Source organism: Candidatus Hamiltonella defensa 5AT (Acyrthosiphon pisum), assembly GCF_000021705.1.
GTDB classification, from domain to species: domain Bacteria; phylum Pseudomonadota; class Gammaproteobacteria; order Enterobacterales; family Enterobacteriaceae; genus Hamiltonella; species Hamiltonella defendens.
Genome location: NC_012751.1, coordinates 1,816,409 through 1,836,563, shown reverse-complemented (window position 1 = coordinate 1,836,563; position 20,155 = coordinate 1,816,409). Strand labels below are relative to the sequence as shown.

Sequence of the window (20,155 nt, the reverse complement as noted above, 5' to 3'; positions counted from 1 at the left end):
AAATTCTTGACTGATGAGTTGATTTATAGAAATATTATTTTTTTTATCAAACTTTTAAACGCTAATTGAGTTAAAGAATTTAATTTGGAATTTTCAAAAATCGTTTTTAAAAAAAAGTGTAATGTCTGTTGATCGTAATTTTTATGATTAAATAAAATATTAACAATTTTTGCTCTAAAATATGTTTTGAATATTTTTAACTCGTTATCTGGTGTGAGTTTTAAATCTTTATGTATCATATTAATTAAATGATTATCAGGTCGATGGGGTTCCCAAAAATTTAATGTAGTACCATCATTAAATTCATATATTGCACGGCCAATTATTTTTTCTCCCTCTTTTGTAGTGATTGGGATCAATGTTTGTAAGTTGTCTTTTTTATTATAATCAAATTGTTTTTTTATTTTAAATCTGACGATAGGATTTGTTTCTTCTTCAATAGAGAAAGATTCAATAAAAGATTCTTTAAATATTCCTTTTTTTTTAACCTTAACTTCTTTAACTTCTTTAACTTCTTTAACTTCTTTAACTTCTTTAACTTCTTTAACTTCTTTAACTTCTTTAACTTCTTTAACTTCTTTAACTTCTTTAACTTCTTTAACTTCTTTAACTTCTTTAACTTCTTTTCTGGTGGTTCCGTCTGATTTTTGTGTTTCTAAAATAGAAATATGACTCGATTCTTCTTTAAATAAAACGGGATACTCATGATTTTTTACAAAAATAGAAAATGGCGTATTTTTGGATATCACAAAATTTGGAATAACAATATCTGTTTTTTTTATTCCTGAAATTTCTAATTCAAAAATAAATGGATTCACTTTATTTTCTTGAGTTTTTTTTATCTTTTTGACGCGTGCAAATATTTTTTTGCCGTCAGGCAATGGTAATTCAATCATTTTATTCACATCAAAATCAAAAAAACATCGGCTCACCTTTTTCCACGTTATTTTTCCAGCTTGACCTATAACGTTTCGTCGTGAATACATATCGCTTAATTGATGAAGTTGAATGGCGCCTTTTTCATAAAGCCGGGGTTTAAAAATTTGAACAGGCCGATCTTCTTTTAATATTTCCCAAAACATGTTCCGTAAAATAAGTTTAAGTTTTTCTTTAAAATCAATTTGAGGATATTGCTTCATTTGTTGGGCAATTTTGTTGATATCCTGTTCGTTGATTTGAGAAAAAATCAAATCTTTGAAGATGATGCCAATACTTCGCCCGCCTTCTGTATAATTAGAAAAATATTCCTTTTGGACTTCTCGTATATTCATCAGCGCGTGGGCATCTTTCTCGATTTCCTGATCCCAGTTATTCCAAATAGAAAAATCAAAAGATCTGGTGATTTCGTTTATTTTTGATCCTCTTTCCATCAGAAATCGATAAAGTTCGGATTTATCCCATATTTTTTCTGGAAACCTGGCAAACGATTCAATAGAGTTTTCGATTTTTTCATTGAATTTTGATGTCATCCCTTCAATTCGGAAGGATTCTGGCTGAGAAGCGCTTTTTTTAATAAAGTTTTTTTTGAAAATCTTTTTTAATCTATCCATGAGTTCTGTCCTTGTAATATAAGTTATCCTGATATTCTTTTTTTAATAAATATGACTAGTCATAATGATTATATTTATGATTTATAAAATCAGTTAATAAAGCACATTAATATAGTATAAAAATCATTTTTTAATAATAAATATAAAAACTTGTTTTTTATTCATTAAAAATGAAATATATTAAAAATTATTCATAATAAAATAACCGCTTCTGTAGATCGCCTTAAATTAAAAAATGACAAAATCTGAAAAATTGAATGAGTTTTGAACAATCGCCTCAAAAAAAGTAAAGGGTTGTACTTTTTTACAGAATAAATTTGCTATCTAAAATTGACTCCAAAAGATGTAATCATTACAATCGCCGCCCTCAGTGTATCAATTTTTTCGTGCTTCATCTGTCATTATTTTAAGCTCAGGTAAATATTTTCATGAAACGCACCTTCCAACCCTCTGTTTTAAAACGCAATCGTAGTCATGGTTTTCGTGCTCGGATGGCCAATAAAAATGGTCGTCAAGTTTTGGCTCGTCGTCGCGCAAAAGGCCGTACTCGTCTCACCGTTTCTCACTGATTATACATACAGCATTGGTTGTTCAGTTTAGTTTTCCAAGAGAGTTACGTTTATTAACTCCTCATTCTTTTGGTTTTGTCTTTGAAAAACCTCAGCGAGCCAGTACTGAACAAATCACAGTGCTTGCTCGTATCAATGATCTAAAGCATCCACGTATTGGCTTCGCTATTTCAAAAAAAAACGTGAAACACGCACATCACCGAAATAGGATTAAACGGCTGACTCGAGAAAGTTTTCGTTTACATCAGCATTTTTTGTTGCCCATGGATTTTATCATTTTGGCTAAAAAAGGAGTGGATAAGCTCGATAACCAGGTTTTGAATGCAGTTTTGGAAAGATTATGGCGTCGTTACTCTCATTAAGTTCAAAAATTTTAATTAAGTTGATGCTGTATTTGATAAAAGCTTATCAATTGATCTCCCGCTTTTTTTTACCTCCTTCTTGTCGCTTTTATCCTTCCTGCTCTGATTACGCCATTGAGTCGCTGCGCCGATTTGGAGTGATAAAAGGCAGCTGGCTTACTGCCAAACGTATCATAAGATGTCACCCTCTACATTCAGCAGGAAACGACCCTGTGCCACCGAAACATCACGATCACAGAGAATATTAAAGATGGATTCACAACGTAATCTTCTACTTATCGCTTTTTTTTTCGTCTCTTTTATGATCTGGCAAACCTGGCAAGTCGATCATAATCCGCTGAAAGCGGTTGAAAATGGTACTGCCCTTGTGACTAATAATAATGGAACAGAGACTTCAACCCTGGTGCCGCTCTCCAATACTCAAGGGCAAAAAATCACTGTCACAACAGATGTGTTGTCATTGACCATCGATACACAAGGGGGAGATATTCAACAAGCAAACCTTCTTGCATATCCAGATACTTTAGGCTCAAAGAAAAGCTTTCAGTTGCTCGAAAGTACACCAGATTTTGTTTATGAAGCTCAAAGTGGACTCACTGGGAAAAATGGCCCAGATAATCCTCTCAATGGCCATCGCCCTGTTTATTCCGTAAAACAGCCTCATTTTGTATTGCCTGAAGGTCAAAATGAATTGCAGATCCCTCTGACTTTTACGGATAAAAACGGCTTGGTATTGACCAAAACTTTTATCCTCAAACGTAATGATTATGCGATTCGTGTGCTTTATCGGATAAACAATGCTTCCAGTACTCCCTTGGAGTTCAATTTTTTTGGTCAATTAAAACAAAGTACTCAGCTTCCTAAACATCGTGATACCGCTAGCAGTAATTTTGCTTTACATACGTATCGAGGCGCCGCTTACTCTTCTAAAGAAGATAAATATAAAAAGTACAGCTTTAGTGATATTGAAGATGCAAATTTAAATATCACGACTCAGGGGGGATGGGTTGCCATGCTACAGCAATACTTTGCGACAGCCTGGATCCCTAACGCCGGTGAAACTCATGATTTTTATTCTCGTCACCTAGGCCATGGTTTGGTCGCCTCGGGTTTTAAAAGCCTTCCTGTCCTGGTCAATCCTGGCGAGCAAAAGGAATTATCAGCGACCTTATGGGTGGGCCCCGAGCTACAGGATAAGATGGCGGTGATTGCACCTCATCTTGACTTGACTGTAGATTATGGCTGGCTCTGGTTTATCTCACAGCCGTTGTTTAAATTATTGAAATTTATCCATGGTTTTGTCGGTAATTGGGGGCTTTCTATCATCCTGATTACCTTTATTGTCAGAGGGATCATGTATCCCTTAACCAAAGCACAATATACTTCCATGGCCAAGATGCGGATGTTACAGCCTAAGCTGACAGAGATGCGCGAACGCATAGGGGATGACAGACAACGCATGAGTCAAGAGATGATGGCATTGTATAAATCTGAAAAGGTGAATCCACTCGGTGGGTGTTTGCCTTTGATCATTCAAATGCCGATCTTTTTGGCGCTGTATTACATGTTGATGGGTTCTGTTGAGCTCCGTCACGCGCCCTTTATCCTATGGATTCACGATTTATCTGCTCAGGATCCCTACTATATTTTACCAATACTGATGGGGCTGACCATGTATTTTATTCAAAAAATGTCCCCAAGTACCATCACAGATCCCATGCAAAAAAAGATCATGAACTTTATGCCCGTGATCTTCACTGTGTTCTTTTTATGGTTCCCTTCAGGATTAGTGCTTTACTATATCGTGAGTAATCTGGTTACCATTATACAGCAGCAATTAATTTATCGTGGTTTGGAAAGTCGAGGCTTACATAACCGTGATAAAAAGAAATAATTTAAAATAAATACTTTATTGAGCGGTCCAATAGACAACCTTATTTTTTAGAACAAGCTCAATCTGCTTTTGATGTATCAATGATACACAAGAGATTCTAAACCGAGGTTCGCATGAGTCACACTGACACCATCGTAGCCCAAGCCACCCCTATCGGACGTGGTGGTATAGGGATTTTGCGTATTTCAGGGTGTGCCACAAAAACAGTCGCGAAAGAGATACTGGGTAAATTGCCTCGTGCGCGTTACGCCGAGTATCTTGCATTTAAGGATCCCGAAGGGAATATTTTAGATCAAGGTATTGCGTTATATTTCCCTGCGCCCCATTCATTTACAGGTGAAGATGTTTTAGAGCTACAAGGGCATGGGGGCCCTATTATTCTGGACTTATTACTCAAAGCGATTTTAAATCTGCCTGATGTTTGTGTTCGTATTGCTCGTCCGGGGGAGTTCTCTGAAAGGGCCTTTTTGAATGATAAATTAGACTTGGTTCAAGCGGAAGCTGTTGCGGATCTCATTGATGCCAGTACCGAGCAAGCTGCCCGTTGCGCTCTACATTCTCTCAAAGGCACTTTTTCTTTACGTATTAATCAATTGATAGAATCGCTCACTTATTTAAGAGTCTATATTGAAGCTTCAATGGATTTTTCTGATGAAGAAATTGATTTTTTATCTGATGGCAAGATTGAAACTCAATTAGATAGGGTGATTCATGATTTAGATAAAGTGCGCTCGGAAGCTCGCCAAGGTCAGCTGTTACGTGAGGGAATGAAAATAGTGATAGCGGGCCGTCCAAACGTAGGTAAATCCAGTTTATTGAATGCGCTCACAGGCAGGGAAACGGCTATCGTGACTCAGATACCAGGCACAACCCGTGATGTATTGCGAGAACAGATTCAGATTAATGGCATGCCTTTGCATATCATTGATACAGCGGGGCTTAGAGAAACGGAAGATCCAGTTGAAAAAATAGGTATTGAACGAGCCTGGAATGAAATTGAGCAAGCAGACAGAATATTATTCATTGTTGACGGAAGCACAAGCTCAGAAAAAACAATCTATCCACTTTGGCCAGAATGGGAGGCACGTTTATCCAGATCTCGTTTGCCTATCACTCTGATACGCAATAAGTCGGATATCACAGGTGAAGATGTTGCATTGACTGAAACCGAGGAAGGCACATTCATCTCTCTTTCTGCTCGAACAGGCGAAGGGATTGATCTTTTGCGGGAACATCTGCAACAAACAATGGGTTTTTCAGGCAATATGGAGGGAGGATTTTTAGCGCGCCGGAGGCACTTAGAGGCACTAGAAAATGCGGCACAGTATCTTTTATCCGCTAGACAAAAATGGTCATCGGGAAATTTTTTGAGCGAACTCTTAGCCGAAGAATTGCGTTTGGCACAACAGGTTCTGAGTGAAATAACAGGTCAGGTCAGTTCTAACGATTTATTAGGAATAATTTTTTCCAGCTTTTGTATTGGGAAGTAAAAATAATCATTTAGGCCGGTCTATTACTTTGGGTCAGTACCTTGATATTAGCAATAGAGCCTATGAACTTATGGGTAAACCGCAAGAGCGAAGCCAAAAAGTTTTTAAAGGGCTAAGGTATTCGGCTTGGCATAATACAGCGTTGTTACAGTGGTCGCTTCGTGCAGGTATTACTAAACACATCACTTTTCATTCAGGGCGTCATACTTTTGCCGTTTTACAGCTTGCTGACCTGCCAGCCATGCCAAAACCCGAGCTTCAATCGCTGAGTAATCAGACACCATCAACCGCTTACCTTGCGCGTAAGCAAGAACTCAATGCCTCCATAGAATCGTTGTAAATCATTTCCAATAATTGAGCATTTTGATATTGAAACAACTCAATGCACACGTCCGTATTTTTGAATGAGGGCCTGGGGAGGTTTTGTGGCTGGAAATGGCGACCACTCCATCTCCCTGTGGAGGCTCCGTGGTACATTAACAGGCCATGTGCCCTGTGATCGTTCATGACCAGTGCTTTTAGGGCTGCATATTTGGCTGTGCTGGTTTTGCCCAGTTGTTGGCGTATCTCAATCAAACGTCTGTCGGTATCGGGGAGTGTGTCATCTTTCAGTACTTCCCCCAGGATCGCCTTATCAAACTGCATCAAGGGGTAGCCCAGATCGTGGCTAATGTAGTCCATCAATCGATGGCGTTGGCTGACATTAGTGAGATGGCGATGGGTTATCTGGGTGATTTCTTCATTGCGCCATTCGGTTAAGCCACCTTTTTGAACTCCTCTTCAACAGAGGACCTCAGTGCAGGTCGCTTATCTGATTCCGGTGCCAGAATTGGCTTACCTTGTGGATGGATGGCCAGTTCATCCAGTAGCGGGTGCTTTTTGCCCAGTAATTTTTCTGCCTGGGCAGGGCTGACTAACTTTTGGGTGAATATTTCGGCCACTTTCAGGTGGGTCTTGCGTAAGCTTTGTTCTGCCTGTGCCTCATCACGCCACTTTCGAATACTTCGGCCTGTCACCAATTTGTAGCCAGGGATATCTCGCCCCTGCTCAAGTTCCTGCAATGCCGTGGCTTCTACTGACTTGATCCAGTCAGCCATCATGTTCAATTGAGGCAGGAGCGCGGCAATGTCTCTGTTATTTAACAGAGTGATATCTTTGAGAGCGATGGGGGTGACAACGTTCTGGAATTCTTGAGCCGCCACTTGCAAGCTGCGCGCTGCCAGTGCCCGGCAACGCGCCTTTGCACGACAGAATTTGCACGCTTTCGGGTCTGGCCTGAAATCCGCATGGGGTGCTAATGCCAGTGCCGCCCGTTTTTTGGCTTGTTCACCAAAAACCAGCAGCTCATCACGGCTTATCTCGTGTTCGCTGATGTGATCTAAACGAGGCTGAACCATCGCCAGCTTGAAGGTGGTGATGTGATCGAAGATGAATTCATATTCATTCAGGGCACCTAAGGCATAGAGCAGGGCTTGCGGGTTGTTTTCTGCCTCTACCCTGACGCCCTTGCCCATCACTGCCGAAGCAGATGGGGTAAGCTGGATACAGCGCAATTGGCGCCCCCTCAGCATGTTGACTTTCCTGGGTCTGTTGGTGGCTGATACGTTCGGTTTGACTCAATTCAGATTGGCACAGGAAGCATAGACATTACTTCAAATTGGCTTGGGAGGGTATGTCGTGGGTCGTAGTGCTGAAAAAGTCATTCCTAAAGTCACTGAACTCATGCGTAAGGACTAGATAGTGTCGTCATGAAATATTGAGCCATAGGGCAAGGCAGCGTATTTGTACTGCAGCGAGAAAAGAGGCGGTATTCTTTGCATAACGAGTAGCAATCCCCCGCCAGCGCTTGAGATGCAGAAAAGAATTCTCCACGAGATGTCGATGTTTGTAGAGGGCTTTATCATATTCACGTTGAATTTTCCGATTCTTTTTAGGGGGAATCACCCCTTGCATATGAGCCTCTGTAGCCTGTCTGAGAATTTGATTGCTATCATAGCCCTTATCAGCCAGCAAATTTTCTGCTTTGATGCCTTCAATCAAGTTTTCAGCCTGTATACAATCTGCTGTGGTACCTGATGTAATAAAAACTCTGACCGGCATACCATGCGCATCCACGGCCAAATGGTTCTTGCTGTTGAGCCCCCTTTTGTGCTCCCCATATTCTGATGACCTCCTTTTGCCCCTGACGCGTGAGGGTGAACTTGACTGTGCGTGACGTCGATCATCAGCCATTCAAAATCCGGCTCCACAATCAGTGCTTCCAAGAGAGACTCCCATAGCCCTTTGTCACGCCAGCGGCAAAACCGGCGATGCGTATTTTTCCAACCATCGTAATCCGGCGGTCAATCACGCCAAGGGGCACCAGTTCTCAATATCCAGAAAACAGCATTAATAAACTGCCGGTTATCTCGGGCTATTCCTCCCCAAGACCCTTTTCTTCCTGGTAGATGAGGCTCCAGCAGACTCCAAACATGATCCGATATATCGTGACGGCGATGGGCTAGATTCATTTTGATTAGGTAAGCAGGCCGCAAGTGCCCACTCCCTCAAGAACCGTACGTGCGAGTTACCCCGCATACGGCTCACGCAACTTACTCACTTCAACATTTTTCCTTTTTTGCTATGTAATTGTCTGTGGCAATTAGCATGTAACAATCTTAGATTAGCCAGCTTGTTGTCACCCCCTTCAGCTTTAGGCTGAATATGATGAACATGCAATTGTTCACCATTGTCCAACTCTTGATCACAGAGAGGACAATAACCTTTCTGTCGCTTATAGAGGTTAACTTTGACACCGTAAATAAAAGGCTGTTTACGTGCCTGCCTATTACGCCAATAGTCACGCAATTCCGGATTGTCGGGGGAAGCATTTTTTGGAACTAGCCAATGACGCTGTATTTTTGTCCATGCATGCTTCCAAAGAAATCCACCGGTTGATTTATCCATAAATACTGAATAGTCTTCTCTACCTGGTATCTTGCCTAAGTAGTGTTTTCTTCGCCACCACCAGTGTTTATTGGGATGACGTCGATACAAATATCTACGTTGGCGGATCCACATCCATTGGTCTAATGCACTGAATGTTCTTTTTGAAGCACGTGCGACGTGAAAGTTGCACCACAGAAGTCCCTTGAAAAAGGGTAAGGTTGATCCGAAACCTTATTGCCACTTACTCGGTGCAAGAGGAGTAATTCTCTTGTGCTAAGCGAGAATGAAAGCCTAACTAAAGTATTAAGCTGAATAAGAAATAGGGGCAAGGCAAAACTGAAATGGGTTGAATAAAGTGAATCTCCGTTATTAAAATGTCGTAAGCAAGTAAAACACGAAATCAGATGTGACGTGTTATGGGGAAGTTTAACGACAGTTAGAAACGGGTAAAGAAGAGTGTTCGTTCTTTACGACGGATCCCGTTCCCCGGCATAGAGGAGGCAGCCCACTCAATGTATCTTCATGGTGTGAAACACGGTAACCCCATTAATCTTTTAGTGTTGATGTAAATACTAAGAGACAGTGGGCATAAGACGTTCCAAAAAGCGAAGGCAATCAGCCGAAAGGCAACTGGAAATCATAACAGGATTGATAGAGGTAATTACTTTACTCTGAAAAGAGGCTGACGTGGAACGGGTGACTTACCCATATAATCCTTTACCAAGGTTATGAATTGATTTAGAAGAGTTAGATGCCTATGGCAAACGTAATAAATCAAAACTATGAACAACAACTGGAATGGCATGCTATTAACTGGCGTGTTGTGACAGCCATGATTAATAATCTAAGGCAAAGAATATATAGGGCTTCAGCAACAGGTGACTTAAAGAAAGTCAGAAATCTGCAAAAACTCATGATGAAATCAAGAGCTAACCATCTTCTGGCTATCAGGAAAGTCACTCAGGTCAATCGGGGAAAACACACGGCTGGAGTAGATAATCAGGTAATTAATGACCATAAAGGACGAGAACATCTTTATAAGTTATTAAGCCAAACAACTTCAGAAAAGGTTTATCCAGTAAAACGAGTTTACATAGCAAAAAAGAATGGAAAAAAACGCCCTCTTGGGATCCCAACCATTCTCGACCGCTGTAGACAAGCGATAGTTAAATCGGCGCTGGAACCTTATTGGGAAGCAAAATTTGAACCAGTCAGCTACGGATTTAGACCGGGGCGAAGTGCCCATGACGCAATACAAAAAATTTTCTGTATTGCCAGAGCACGAGGGACACGGCACTGGGTACTAGATGCAGATATTAAAGGCGCATTTGACAACATTGACCATAATTTTCTCATAAAAAAAATCGGGGGATTCCCCGAAAGAAACATGATTAAACAATGGTTACAAGCCGGTGTGCTGGAACATGGCAACTATATACCCAATGTTGCAGGTACTCCGCAAGGCGGGATTATCAGTCCACTACTGGCCAATATTGCACTCCACGGAATGGAGACCTTACTGGGTATTCAATACTGGAAAAACGGCACGCCAAAACAAGGGCAACCTTATGCAGTAGTTCGTTATGCGGATGATTTTGTCGTATTCGGTAAATCCCGTGAAGAGTGCGAAACTGCCAAAATAAAGTTGCAAATTTGGTTAGCTCAGAGAGGGTTAGCTCTTTCTGAAGAAAAAACCAGTATCAAACACTTGAAGGAAGGATTCGACTTCCTGGGATTTAATATACGACATTATGACAATCGCCACAGAAAACGGGGATATATATTGTTAACGAAGCCCTCAAAGGAGTCGATGAAAAGGTACAAACAGCAAATGAGAATGACCTGGAAAGGTATTATCGGTATGCCGACACAAGAAGGAATAAGACAACTGAATGCCAAGATAATAGGATGGTGTAATTACTATCGTATTGGTGCTTCAAAAAGAACATTCAGTGCATTAGACCAATGGATGTGGATCCGCCAACGTAGATATTTGTATCGACGTCATCCCAATAAACACTGGTGGTGGCGAAGAAAACACTACTTAGGCAAGATACCAGGTAGAGAAGACTATTCAGTATTTATGGATAAATCAACCGGTGGATTTCTTTGGAAGCATGCATGGACAAAAATACAGCGTCATTGGCTAGTTCCAAAAAATGCTTCCCCCGACAATCCGGAATTGCGTGACTATTGGCGTAATAGGCAGGCACGTAAACAGCCTTTTATTTACGGTGTCAAAGTTAACCTCTATAAGCGACAGAAAGGTTATTGTCCTCTCTGTGATCAAGAGTTGGACAATGGTGAACAATTGCATGTTCATCATATTCAGCCTAAAGCTGAAGGGGGTGACAACAAGCTGGCTAATCTAAGATTGTTACATGCTAATTGCCACAGACAATTACATAGCAAAAAAGGAAAAATGTTGAAGTGAGTAAGTTGCGTGAGCCGTATGCGGGGTAACTCGCACGTACGGTTCTTGAGGGAGTGGGCACTTGCGGCCTGCTTACCTAATCAATACGATAGTAATTACACCATCCTATTATCTTGGCATTCAGTTGTCTTATTCCTTCTTGTGTCGGCATACCGATAATACCTTTCCAGGTCATTCTCATTTGCTGTTTGTACCTTTTCATCGACTCCTTTGAGGGCTTCGTTAACAATATATATCCCCGTTTTCTGTGGCGATTGTCATAATGTCGTATATTAAATCCCAGGAAGTCGAATCCTTCCTTCAAGTGTTTGATACTGGTTTTTTCTTCAGAAAGAGCTAACCCTCTCTGAGCTAACCAAATTTGCAACTTTATTTTGGCAGTTTCGCACTCTTCACGGGATTTACCGAATACGACAAAATCATCCGCATAACGAACTACTGCATAAGGTTGCCCTTGTTTTGGCGTGCCGTTTTTCCAGTATTGAATACCCAGTAAGGTCTCCATTCCGTGGAGTGCAATATTGGCCAGTAGTGGACTGATAATCCCGCCTTGCGGAGTACCTGCAACATTGGGTATATAGTTGCCATGTTCCAGCACACCGGCTTGTAACCATTGTTTAATCATGTTTCTTTCGGGGAATCCCCCGATTTTTTTTATGAGAAAATTATGGTCAATGTTGTCAAATGCGCCTTTAATATCTGCATCTAGTACCCAGTGCCGTGTCCCTCGTGCTCTGGCAATACAGAAAATTTTTTGTATTGCGTCATGGGCACTTCGCCCCGGTCTAAATCCGTAGCTGACTGGTTCAAATTTTGCTTCCCAATAAGGTTCCAGCGCCGATTTAACTATCGCTTGTCTACAGCGGTCGAGAATGGTTGGGATCCCAAGAGGGCGTTTTTTTCCATTCTTTTTTGCTATGTAAACTCGTTTTACTGGATAAACCTTTTCTGAAGTTGTTTGGCTTAATAACTTATAAAGATGTTCTCGTCCTTTATGGTCATTAATTACCTGATTATCTACTCCAGCCGTGTGTTTTCCCCGATTGACCTGAGTGACTTTCCTGATAGCCAGAAGATGGTTAGCTCTTGATTTCATCATGAGTTTTTGCAGATTTCTGACTTTCTTTAAGTCACCTGTTGCTGAAGCCCTATATATTCTTTGCCTTAGATTATTAATCATGGCTGTCACAACACGCCAGTTAATAGCATGCCATTCCAGTTGTTGTTCATAGTTTTGATTTATTACGTTTGCCATAGGCATCTAACTCTTCTAAATCAATTCATAACCTTGGTAAAGGATTATATGGGTAAGTCACCCGTTCCACGTCAGCCTCTTTTCAGAGTAAAGTAATTACCTCTATCAATCCTGTTATGATTTCCAGTTGCCTTTCGGCTGATTGCCTTCGCTTTTTGGAACGTCTTATGCCCACTGTCTCTTAGTATTTACATCAACACTAAAAGATTAATGGGGTTACCGTGTTTCACACCATGAAGATACATTGAGTGGGCTGCCTCCTCTATGCCGGGGAACGGGATCCGTCGTAAAGAACGAACACTCTTCTTTACCCGTTTCTAACTGTCGTTAAACTTCCCCATAACACGTCACATCTGATTTCGTGTTTTACTTGCTTACGACATTTTAATAACGGAGATTCACTTTATTCAACCCATTTCAGTTTTGCCTTGCCCCTATTTCTTATTCAGCTTAATACTTTAGTTAGGCTTTCATTCTCGCTTAGCACAAGAGAATTACTCCTCTTGCACCGAGTAAGTGGCAATAAGGTTTCGGATCAACCTTACCCTTTTTCAAGGGACTTCTGTGGTGCAACTTTCACGTCGCACACATTCTCTCAACAAGGATTTTTATTCCCTTAATCATAACTGATTTTTTATTACGTGACGACACTATCTAGGTCATGATTGAAAAAGCCACCGTGGCAGCGACTTATACTGCGTCTGCTGTGACCACCATGGCGTGATTAACCATTAATGAGTGGGTCGCTTTAGGCGGCTTCCTGTGGTTTCTCGGGTCAATACCAACAAGAACCGGTCCCTGCTGAAGGTGGCATGATTAAAAAGACGTGAGTCCATCGTTATAAAACGCCACCGGCTAACCCTATCCGTATCCTCATCCTTGAAAAGGAAGATGTGACCGCATTAGCGACAAATTTAGAAAAGCTGCTACCATTAGGTCTTGAAAGTCTCGGCAGCAGAGGTAAGAACAAAGCTGGGGCTCTCAGAGCCGGCGAAAGAGGCGGATTTATTGGGCGTCTCTATAACCACCGCGCTCAAGCATCAGCAACAAACCGCGCACAGGGCTGTGCCTGTTCAAACAGGACTATCAACAGAAGTCAACTGGATGATATTGAGGTTTTAGCAGAGGAAGTGAGTATACTCAATGTTGTTCCGAACATTTTGAAGAGAGATAATGTGGTTATTTGGGTATAATAGAGGTCTTTCATTTTCTTTTTTGTGTAGGAGGAAACTGCCCCGATGGCGGGTGAAATTCCCCCGCCTTGGTCCCTCACTGTGTCGGCGCCGTCTCCTTGTGCAAAATAATACGTAATCGCCCCGGCCTAATTCCACCAGCCTGTCTTGGCTTGGGCCCCCTGTCACGCTGTTATCGCCTGATGCGAGAGAAATCGCATCGTTTCCTTTCCCCCTATGATCTCATACCCACCAGAACTGAGGTCAACAAAAGTATCATCGCCCTTCCCTAAATCATAGTTATCTACAGATCATGTAGGGTTAAGAACCGCCATCGCGAAATGAGCAAGTTCTTCAGGGGTCTATTCTGCTAATAAAGTCAAGGTATTGAGTAAGATGGATAGTCCTGCGAGCAGAGCTGGAGCGCTTTCTATTCGTCCTCGTTTTTGTTGTCGTCCGGATAATCGACAAATTAACTGACGGGCGGCTACATTGTCGTCGTCTTCAGAGCGTTGTCGTCTCCATACCAGTACACATGCCATACTGGCTATCAATAACCTGCGTAGCACAGCTCCAGCACTAAGCTGACGCCATTTTTCTACGTCATGTCCAGCCCCTTTGAGCAGCTTCAAAAAGGAGTCGATACTCCAGCGCCAGTAATACCAGCGAGCGACTTCTGCGCTGATGCTCTCGCGGCTTACGTTTGTGAGCAGCGTCCAGCGTCCGATAAAATTACCGTCAGTATCGGTAAGGCGAACCGCAACCAGTCTGAGCGTCAGAGCTACGCCTGGCTGTACTTTCACTCGCCGGCCCGTGTTCTTGTCTTTCCGCTTCGGTTTTGCGGTTCGCGTGATGATGACAGATGTTTCGCCGATCTCCATATTGGCTTTTTTCCCTTTCCAGCGAATTTATCCGCATGCGATAAACGGAGAGCAGTTTTCCGGTACTGATGGTCTCCAGACGATGTTGATCTGAAAAATGGATGGGTTTCATTCTCTGGCGATCAAGCTCCGTCATCTTTAGCCATAGGTTCAGGTGTTCTATTTTTGGATGTTGCCGGGCGGCGCCCTTGGGACGCCAGGAAGGATAAGACTGTGATGGAGACGATATCCCCCTGCTGGGCAGGGTCTGTGGCACCGGCTTGGGCGAAAAATCATAGAGGCGGCTAAATCCGCCTCTGGCGAAGTTGAGGGCGGCTGATGTAAGCGTAAAGAGGACTCACCCTCCTTTTCAATTTCTTTATGGGTTAATGCGCGGCCCTTCTCTGTTTCTGCTGGTGAGCTCACCCGCTCTCTGCTCAGTGAAGGGGTTTCTTCGTCCGCGAGATTCTTTAACTTCCTCCTCTTTTTAAGGGGTAATCTTTTACTCTCATTGTCGTCATGGGTGTCTGTTGAAATATCTCGACTGATACTTGTCTGTGGGTCCTTTCCAGAGATGGCTAATGTCGATTCGGATGTGTTTTGTGCATGGGGCATGGGGCATTCTCCTCGTGGGATACTGTGTTACATCCATAACCGATGCGGCGCAGTCCTAAGATGTTGAAGTTCAGTCAAAGCGGGCTGAATGACCTTAATCTACAGCTACAGATTTGTACTTAAATGCAACATCATTGACTTTGTGCCGGATTTTTAAACATTCAAGTTTAAGCATCTATTAAAATAACTCATTACCCTAGGTGAGGACCGGACGTGGTGGGTATTTTGACAGCGCTGGTGAGCGATCGACAAAAATTGACCCCTTTCGACTTTAAACCAGTGAGTTGAGCATCTGGCACGGATCAGTCAACTACCATAGTTCTATCGTATTAAAAAAATTCACCCTGATGACCCCCAAAATTTGGCTGACGTTATTGGTAATAAGAGATTCAGTTGACCTGATTCAGACCCGCTTTACTCAGATATTCATGATGTTCATTTTCAATACGCTCAATGTCTGAAACGGGCACGTAATAATCCACATCTTGGTCGAAACTTTTTGCAATCCAGGTGGCACCCATCCCTATCACCCCCACTATCGCCAGCCACCAGATATGCCAAATCATGGCAAAACCAAAAATGACACTAAAAGCGGCAATAATGATCCCTGTTGCACTATTTTTAGACATATGTATTTCTGCATATTTTTCTGGACGTGGATAAGCTTCTCCCTTCTCTTTCATGTCAAAAAACGCATCACGACTTTTGATTTCTGGCACCACCGCAAAATTGTAAAAAGCCGAAGGAGAGGAGGTCGCCCATTCCAGGGTACGCCCTCCCCACGGATCTCCTGTTAAATCCCGATTTTTTTCACGATCACGGATACTGACGACAATTTGGATCAACTGGCAGAGAATACCAAAGGCAATCAGAACAGCACCTCCTGCGGCTACCATCAACAGAGGATGAAATTGGGGATTAATATTTTGGCTCAGACGACGGGTCATCCCCATCAAGCCCAACACGTATAGGGGCATAAAGGCGACGAAGAAACCGATCAGCCAAAACCAAAATGCCCTGATGCCCCATTTTTCATTTAAGGTAAATCCAAACGCCTTGGGAAACCAATACGTGAGGCCGGCAAAACAGCCAAACACGACGCCTCCAATAATCACATTATGAAAGTGCGCAATCAAAAAGAGGCTATTGTGCAACACAAAATTCGCTGCCGGCACCGCCAGTAATACCCCAGTCATTCCGCCCACAGAAAAAGTGACGATAAAACCCAGGGTCCATAACATCGCTGAGTTAAAATGAATACGTCCTTGGTACATAGTAAAGAGCCAATTGAAAATTTTCACCCCGGTAGGGATAGAAATAATCATGGTCGCAATCCCGAAGAAGGCGTTGACATTCGCCCCAGAGCCCATGGTAAAAAAATGGTGGAGCCAAACAATAAAGGCTAAAAAAGTAATGACAATCGTTGCCCACACCAGGGAGGTATACTCGAATAACCGTTTCCTTGAAAAGGTGGCCGTGACTTCAGAAAAAATACCAAACACAGGCAGCACGAGGATATACACTTCAGGGTGACCCCAGGCCCAGACTAAATTGATGTACATCATCATGTTACCGCCCAGTTCATTTGTAAAGAAATGGGTGCCCAGGTAGCGATCTAGTGTCAGTAAGGCGATGGTGACAGTTAAAATAGGGAAGGCAATAATGATCAAGATGTTTGAGCAGAATGAAGTCCAGGTAAAGACAGGCATTTTCATCATTGACATGCCAGGCGCGCGCATTTTCAGGATGGTCGTAAAAAGATTAATGCCCGTAAGCAAAGTCCCCATCCCAGAAATCTGCAAGCTCCATATCCAATAGTCTACCCCCACGTCAGGGCTGTATTCTTTACCGGATAAAGGCGGATAAGCCAGCCAGCCTGTTTGAGCAAACTCGCCGATGCCTAAAGACAGGTTAATTAAAACCACTCCCGCCACAAAAAGCCAAAAACTTAGAGAATTGAGGAAGGGGAAAGCCATGTCTCGGGCGCCGATCTGTAAGGGCACCACCAGATTCATTAAACCAATCACTAAAGGCATCGCCACAAAAAAAATCATGATCACGCCATGAGCAGTAAAAATCTGATCATAATGATGAGCGGTCAGAAAACCCGCTTCGCCTGCAGAAGAGAGTGCCTGCTGGCTACGCATCAGAATGGCATCGGCGAATCCCCGTAACAACATGACCATGGCGACGATAATATACATGATGCCAATTTTTTTATGATCCACAGAAGTCAGCCATTCCCTCCATAACCATGTCCATCGACCAAAATACGTTATCGCCGACAACAGCGACAGACCCAACACCATAATGACGGCCAAGGTCACCATGATGATAGGTTCATGGATAGGGATCGCGTCAAAGGTGAGTTTCCCGAGCATTTTTTAATCCTCCACTGAGGCAGAGCCTCATGGGTTTAAGAAATTCATCACCGAATCAGAGGGCATGGGGTCAATCCTGATAGGGATCGTCCAAACCAGAAATCCAGTTTTTTTGTAATGAGTCCAGTTTAGGCAATAAGTGGCCTTGGCAATTAACACCACACCCAGGAAGGTCAATATGAACATTTTTTGAGGTCTCCTAAAGTTTTCTCAATCCTTATCATTCGTTGGGTCTCCATCAAAAAAGCATCACAGGCACTCGGTATGATCGCAGCAATAAAGGCAGATAAAATGCTCAAAAATTTTATCCATCTCTTTCACTATCATGTCCCACACCCTCAATGGCAAAAAAAGCCTATCCCCATTTAATTTGCCCAAGAATTATATCTTTTTCATTCGCATTTTGAATCATTTTTTTTAAATCATAGTTATGATATATGAAAACACTACAGAACTCATAAAAATAGTCTAGAGTGAACCCTTTTACTTGTGACTACAGATTAAATATGATTAAAATCAATGATTTATTTATTATTCAATATCATCATCTTTGAATGATTTCACTATGAGAGTGTGACTATGAATTTTGAACAAGGCATGTGGGTGATTGGCGCGGGTAAAATGGGCTCTGCTCTGGCCAAAAAAGGTCGACAAGCGAAGATGGGGGTTAAGCTGATTTCACAACCTGATTATGATATGACGCAAAAAGAAGAAGTGGAGCGGTTTTTTGATTCAGTCAATCAGTTACCTTCGGTTATCGTCAATACCATTGGCATGCTCCATGATGCTGAGCATACCCCTGAAAAATCCCTGGCGGCTTTTAAAGCCGACTGGTTTTATGAAAGCTTGCGTGTGAATGCGTTGCCGGTCATCTGGATGGCTCAGTGCCTGTCAAAAAAACTCAGCAAACACAATGAATTCATTTTTATCATCCTCTCTGCGCGAGTGTCCAGCCTTTCAGATAATCACTTGGGGGGTTGGTATAGCTATCGCGCCAGCAAGTGCGCGCTCAATATGTTCATTAAAAATATCAGTATTGAATGGTCTTGGCGTTTTCCTAAAACCGCCATTTGTGGCTATCATCCTGGTACCGTTGAGACACCCTTAAGCGAACCCTTTAAAAAGAAGGTTAACCCTGAAAAATTATTTTCACCTGAAAAAGCCGCCGGTGACTTATTGATTCAGATTCAAAAAACGACGCCCGCCATGAGCGGGGATTTATTTGATTGGCAGGGTGAACGTATCGAGTTTTAGTGATTATCTCTGGGGCGGTGTTAGGTGACTCATCGGGTCGGCTGTCGTGATGAATTTTCGGCAGTTTTATGGCTCAATAATGGCATGATAATATTTTATATAAAAACTGCTCGGTTCTTTAAAGTCAGATAAAAATAACTTCTTTTTTACTTTTGGGATCAATGAGCTCGTTCAAACTATTTTTTCAGTAAAAAAAGGGAGTTATTTATTTTAAATTCTCTTTTTTTAAATCTTAAAACAGGATTAATTTGAAACACTGAAACACATCATCATCGATGATTTCCGACGAATGATCCCGGAAGAATAAAGGGGCTTCTCGTTCATGGACATCAATAGCCAATCCCCCGCGCTGCTGTGATTTCAAAGCCGTGATGATAGCAGAGGTATCGACTATCTCTCCCCCGGGATGTGTTCAGCAGCATCGCGCCTCGTTTCATATGAGCGAGTGTTTTTTCGTTGATGAGATGATGTGTAGACTTTATTAACGGACAGTGCAAGGAAACAATGTCGGCTTGACTGAGCAGCGTATCAAGTTCGACATAATGACCTGTCTCTCGGAATGCAGAAGTTGGGGCAGGATCATACCCCAGCAGATGGCAGCCAAAACCTTTTAGAATACGCGCCGTCATCAGACCAATTTTTCCAGTACCGATAATGCCCACGGTTTTACCCTGCACCGTTTTACCCAGCAAACCGTCAAGGGCGAAATTGCCTTCACGCACGCGACGGTCAGTACGATGGATATGCCTCGTCAATGTCATGATGAGGGCGATTGTGTGCTCTGCCACAGATCCCGGTGAATATTCTGGGACACGGGCGACAAACAGGCCCAATTTTTTAGCCGCCTGTAAATCGATATTATCGAAACCCGCACAGCGGAGTAAGACTGCACGAACACCTGATTCCGACAGTTGCTTTAATATCGATCCATCCAGTTGATCATTGACGAAAATGCAGGCAGCGTCGCTTCCCTGAGCTAAATTGACTGACGTTTTTGTTAAAGAGGCTTTGCAATAAATCAGCATGAAGCCCTGTGTTGTAAACTGCTGCCGGTTAATTTTATCAAAAAATTGTCGATCATGGTTTTGTGCACTGAATATTATCATCCACATTGTTTTAACGGTTGATCGTTTTTCATCATAGAGTCCCATCTTTGTTGCTTGAATCCAGAGTGTAACGAATCTATTGATTAAACTCTTAATTGATTGAGTCATCCATTTGGATTTTGACTCACATGGGTCATTTTCATGCACATCATTGCTGTCATGGGCTTAAATGACAAATTCGGCTATTTAAAAAATCCGCAACCCGTTCAGGGTTAAAAACTCTTATTTGAAATAAAAGTGACATAATATTTTTTATTAAGTGAAATTAAGCGTAGAGTGTGTATT

Annotated in this window: 21 protein-coding genes; 9 read left to right on the top strand and 12 right to left on the bottom strand. The window is 42.2% G+C overall.

What is annotated here, in order from left to right:
* Positions 1–23: 23 nt before the first annotated feature.
* Positions 24–1,550, bottom strand: coding sequence for a hypothetical protein (locus HDEF_RS12760; protein WP_015874348.1), 1,527 nt, complete (start codon positions 1,548–1,550; stop codon positions 24–26).
* 428 nt (positions 1,551–1,978) lie between these two features.
* On the opposite strand from HDEF_RS12760, the gene rpmH reads away from it, so the two are divergent.
* The 6 genes from rpmH to HDEF_RS12865 all read left to right on the top strand — a co-directional run bounded on the left by rpmH (position 1,979) and on the right by HDEF_RS12865 (position 6,205).
* Complete coding sequence (rpmH, locus tag HDEF_RS09045; RefSeq protein ID WP_015874346.1) at positions 1,979–2,119, top strand: 50S ribosomal protein L34; 141 nt, start codon at positions 1,979–1,981, stop codon at positions 2,117–2,119.
* A gap of 14 nt (positions 2,120–2,133) precedes the next feature.
* Positions 2,134–2,481: a ribonuclease P protein component gene (gene rnpA / locus HDEF_RS09040; protein WP_015874345.1), complete on the top strand. Its 348-nt coding sequence runs from the start codon at positions 2,134–2,136 to the stop codon at positions 2,479–2,481.
* Complete coding sequence (gene yidD, locus HDEF_RS09035; RefSeq protein WP_044612389.1) at positions 2,460–2,729, top strand: membrane protein insertion efficiency factor YidD; 270 nt, start codon at positions 2,460–2,462, stop codon at positions 2,727–2,729. The genes rnpA and yidD overlap by 22 nt, the downstream gene beginning before the upstream one ends.
* Positions 2,730–2,731: 2 nt before the next feature.
* Positions 2,732–4,375 carry a membrane protein insertase YidC gene (yidC, locus tag HDEF_RS09030; RefSeq protein WP_015874343.1) on the top strand — a complete coding sequence of 548 codons (1,644 nt, stop codon included), beginning with the start codon at positions 2,732–2,734 and terminating at the stop codon, positions 4,373–4,375.
* A gap of 113 nt (positions 4,376–4,488) precedes the next feature.
* Entirely contained in the window at positions 4,489–5,865 is a 1,377-nt protein-coding gene (gene mnmE, locus HDEF_RS09025; protein ID WP_015874342.1) for a tRNA uridine-5-carboxymethylaminomethyl(34) synthesis GTPase MnmE, read from the top strand.
* Positions 5,855–6,205 (top strand): site-specific integrase, encoded by a 351-nt coding sequence (locus tag HDEF_RS12865; protein ID WP_015874341.1) that lies wholly within the window; start codon positions 5,855–5,857, stop codon positions 6,203–6,205. Before mnmE ends, HDEF_RS12865 begins: the two co-directional genes overlap by 11 nt.
* Here the strand turns inward: HDEF_RS12865 and HDEF_RS09020 are convergent.
* The 5 genes from HDEF_RS09020 to HDEF_RS09005 form a co-directional block, all read right to left on the bottom strand.
* Positions 6,157–6,510 carry a DNA polymerase family A protein gene (locus HDEF_RS09020; RefSeq protein WP_044612388.1) on the bottom strand — a complete coding sequence of 118 codons (354 nt, stop codon included), beginning with the start codon at positions 6,508–6,510 and terminating at the stop codon, positions 6,157–6,159. The two genes, HDEF_RS12865 and HDEF_RS09020, sit on opposite strands and share 49 nt — an antisense overlap.
* A gap of 110 nt (positions 6,511–6,620) precedes the next feature.
* Positions 6,621–7,436 (bottom strand): DUF2800 domain-containing protein, encoded by an 816-nt coding sequence (locus tag HDEF_RS09015; RefSeq protein WP_015874339.1) that lies wholly within the window; start codon positions 7,434–7,436, stop codon positions 6,621–6,623.
* Positions 7,437–7,611: 175 nt separating this feature from the next.
* Positions 7,612–8,097: an IS5 family transposase gene (locus tag HDEF_RS13405; RefSeq protein WP_234809398.1), complete on the bottom strand. Its 486-nt coding sequence runs from the start codon at positions 8,095–8,097 to the stop codon at positions 7,612–7,614.
* 110 nt (positions 8,098–8,207) lie between these two features.
* Complete coding sequence (locus HDEF_RS13400) at positions 8,208–8,375, bottom strand: transposase (protein ID WP_234810980.1); 168 nt, start codon at positions 8,373–8,375, stop codon at positions 8,208–8,210.
* Positions 8,376–8,460: 85 nt separating this feature from the next.
* Positions 8,461–8,925: an HNH endonuclease gene (locus HDEF_RS09005; RefSeq protein ID WP_015873489.1), complete on the bottom strand. Its 465-nt coding sequence runs from the start codon at positions 8,923–8,925 to the stop codon at positions 8,461–8,463.
* A 619-nt stretch (positions 8,926–9,544) separates the two neighbouring features.
* Between HDEF_RS09005 and ltrA (HDEF_RS09000) the strand changes: the two genes are divergently transcribed.
* The gene (ltrA, locus tag HDEF_RS09000) at positions 9,545–11,227 is read left to right on the top strand and encodes a group II intron reverse transcriptase/maturase (RefSeq protein WP_012738021.1); all 1,683 of its coding nucleotides are present in this window, start codon (positions 9,545–9,547) and stop codon (positions 11,225–11,227) included.
* A gap of 76 nt (positions 11,228–11,303) precedes the next feature.
* On the opposite strand, the gene ltrA (HDEF_RS08995) is transcribed toward ltrA (HDEF_RS09000), so the two are convergent.
* Positions 11,304–12,488: a group II intron reverse transcriptase/maturase gene (gene ltrA, locus HDEF_RS08995; RefSeq protein WP_015874338.1), complete on the bottom strand. Its 1,185-nt coding sequence runs from the start codon at positions 12,486–12,488 to the stop codon at positions 11,304–11,306.
* Between the two features lie 933 nt (positions 12,489–13,421).
* Between ltrA (HDEF_RS08995) and HDEF_RS12265 the strand changes: the two genes are divergently transcribed.
* Positions 13,422–13,604 (top strand): hypothetical protein, encoded by a 183-nt coding sequence (locus HDEF_RS12265; RefSeq protein WP_148207020.1) that lies wholly within the window; start codon positions 13,422–13,424, stop codon positions 13,602–13,604.
* Positions 13,605–14,016: 412 nt separating this feature from the next.
* Here HDEF_RS12265 and HDEF_RS08985 read toward each other — a convergent pair whose 3' ends face one another.
* From HDEF_RS08985 to HDEF_RS12630, 4 genes are all read right to left on the bottom strand, one after another.
* On the bottom strand, positions 14,017–14,535 hold the full coding sequence (locus HDEF_RS08985; protein ID WP_015874336.1) for a hypothetical protein: 519 nt from the start codon (positions 14,533–14,535) through the stop codon (positions 14,017–14,019).
* Positions 14,536–14,694: 159 nt separating this feature from the next.
* Positions 14,695–15,129, bottom strand: a complete 435-nt coding sequence (locus tag HDEF_RS08980; protein ID WP_015874335.1) for a hypothetical protein — start codon at positions 15,127–15,129, stop codon at positions 14,695–14,697.
* Positions 15,130–15,518: 389 nt separating this feature from the next.
* On the bottom strand, positions 15,519–17,510 hold the full coding sequence (cyoB, locus tag HDEF_RS08975) for a cytochrome o ubiquinol oxidase subunit I (protein ID WP_015874334.1): 1,992 nt from the start codon (positions 17,508–17,510) through the stop codon (positions 15,519–15,521).
* 27 nt (positions 17,511–17,537) lie between these two features.
* Positions 17,538–17,696, bottom strand: a complete 159-nt coding sequence (locus HDEF_RS12630) for a hypothetical protein (protein ID WP_171770483.1) — start codon at positions 17,694–17,696, stop codon at positions 17,538–17,540.
* A 393-nt stretch (positions 17,697–18,089) separates the two neighbouring features.
* On the opposite strand from HDEF_RS12630, the gene HDEF_RS08965 reads away from it, so the two are divergent.
* Positions 18,090–18,764: an SDR family NAD(P)-dependent oxidoreductase gene (locus HDEF_RS08965; RefSeq protein WP_015874333.1), complete on the top strand. Its 675-nt coding sequence runs from the start codon at positions 18,090–18,092 to the stop codon at positions 18,762–18,764.
* 329 nt (positions 18,765–19,093) lie between these two features.
* Here HDEF_RS08965 and HDEF_RS08960 read toward each other — a convergent pair whose 3' ends face one another.
* Positions 19,094–19,978 (bottom strand): NAD(P)-dependent oxidoreductase, encoded by an 885-nt coding sequence (locus HDEF_RS08960; protein ID WP_202820379.1) that lies wholly within the window; start codon positions 19,976–19,978, stop codon positions 19,094–19,096.
* Positions 19,979–20,155 lie beyond the last annotated feature (177 nt).

Excerpts from the sequence above, each read along its gene's own strand:
- HDEF_RS12760 (WP_015874348.1), bottom strand. The coding sequence starts at position 1,550 with ATGGATAGATTAAAAAAGATTTTCAAAAAAAACTTTATTAAAAAAAGC.
- rpmH (WP_015874346.1), top strand. The coding sequence starts at position 1,979 with ATGAAACGCACCTTCCAACCCTCTGTTTTAAAACGCAATCGTAGTCAT.
- yidD (WP_044612389.1), top strand. The coding sequence starts at position 2,460 with ATGGCGTCGTTACTCTCATTAAGTTCAAAAATTTTAATTAAGTTGATG.
- yidC (WP_015874343.1), top strand. The coding sequence starts at position 2,732 with ATGGATTCACAACGTAATCTTCTACTTATCGCTTTTTTTTTCGTCTCT.
- mnmE (WP_015874342.1), top strand. The coding sequence starts at position 4,489 with ATGAGTCACACTGACACCATCGTAGCCCAAGCCACCCCTATCGGACGT.
- HDEF_RS09020 (WP_044612388.1), bottom strand. The coding sequence starts at position 6,510 with ATGCAGTTTGATAAGGCGATCCTGGGGGAAGTACTGAAAGATGACACA.
- HDEF_RS09015 (WP_015874339.1), bottom strand. The coding sequence starts at position 7,436 with ATGCTGAGGGGGCGCCAATTGCGCTGTATCCAGCTTACCCCATCTGCT.
- HDEF_RS13405 (WP_234809398.1), bottom strand. The coding sequence starts at position 8,097 with ATGGCTGATGATCGACGTCACGCACAGTCAAGTTCACCCTCACGCGTC.
- HDEF_RS13400 (WP_234810980.1), bottom strand. The coding sequence starts at position 8,375 with ATGAATCTAGCCCATCGCCGTCACGATATATCGGATCATGTTTGGAGT.
- HDEF_RS09005 (WP_015873489.1), bottom strand. The coding sequence starts at position 8,925 with ATGTGGATCCGCCAACGTAGATATTTGTATCGACGTCATCCCAATAAA.
- ltrA (WP_012738021.1), top strand. The coding sequence starts at position 9,545 with ATGCCTATGGCAAACGTAATAAATCAAAACTATGAACAACAACTGGAA.
- ltrA (WP_015874338.1), bottom strand. The coding sequence starts at position 12,488 with ATGCCTATGGCAAACGTAATAAATCAAAACTATGAACAACAACTGGAA.
- HDEF_RS08985 (WP_015874336.1), bottom strand. The coding sequence starts at position 14,535 with ATGGAGATCGGCGAAACATCTGTCATCATCACGCGAACCGCAAAACCG.
- HDEF_RS08980 (WP_015874335.1), bottom strand. The coding sequence starts at position 15,129 with ATGCCCCATGCACAAAACACATCCGAATCGACATTAGCCATCTCTGGA.
- cyoB (WP_015874334.1), bottom strand. The coding sequence starts at position 17,510 with ATGCTCGGGAAACTCACCTTTGACGCGATCCCTATCCATGAACCTATC.
- HDEF_RS12630 (WP_171770483.1), bottom strand. The coding sequence starts at position 17,696 with ATGTTCATATTGACCTTCCTGGGTGTGGTGTTAATTGCCAAGGCCACT.
- HDEF_RS08965 (WP_015874333.1), top strand. The coding sequence starts at position 18,090 with ATGAATTTTGAACAAGGCATGTGGGTGATTGGCGCGGGTAAAATGGGC.
- HDEF_RS08960 (WP_202820379.1), bottom strand. The coding sequence starts at position 19,978 with ATGACTCAATCAATTAAGAGTTTAATCAATAGATTCGTTACACTCTGG.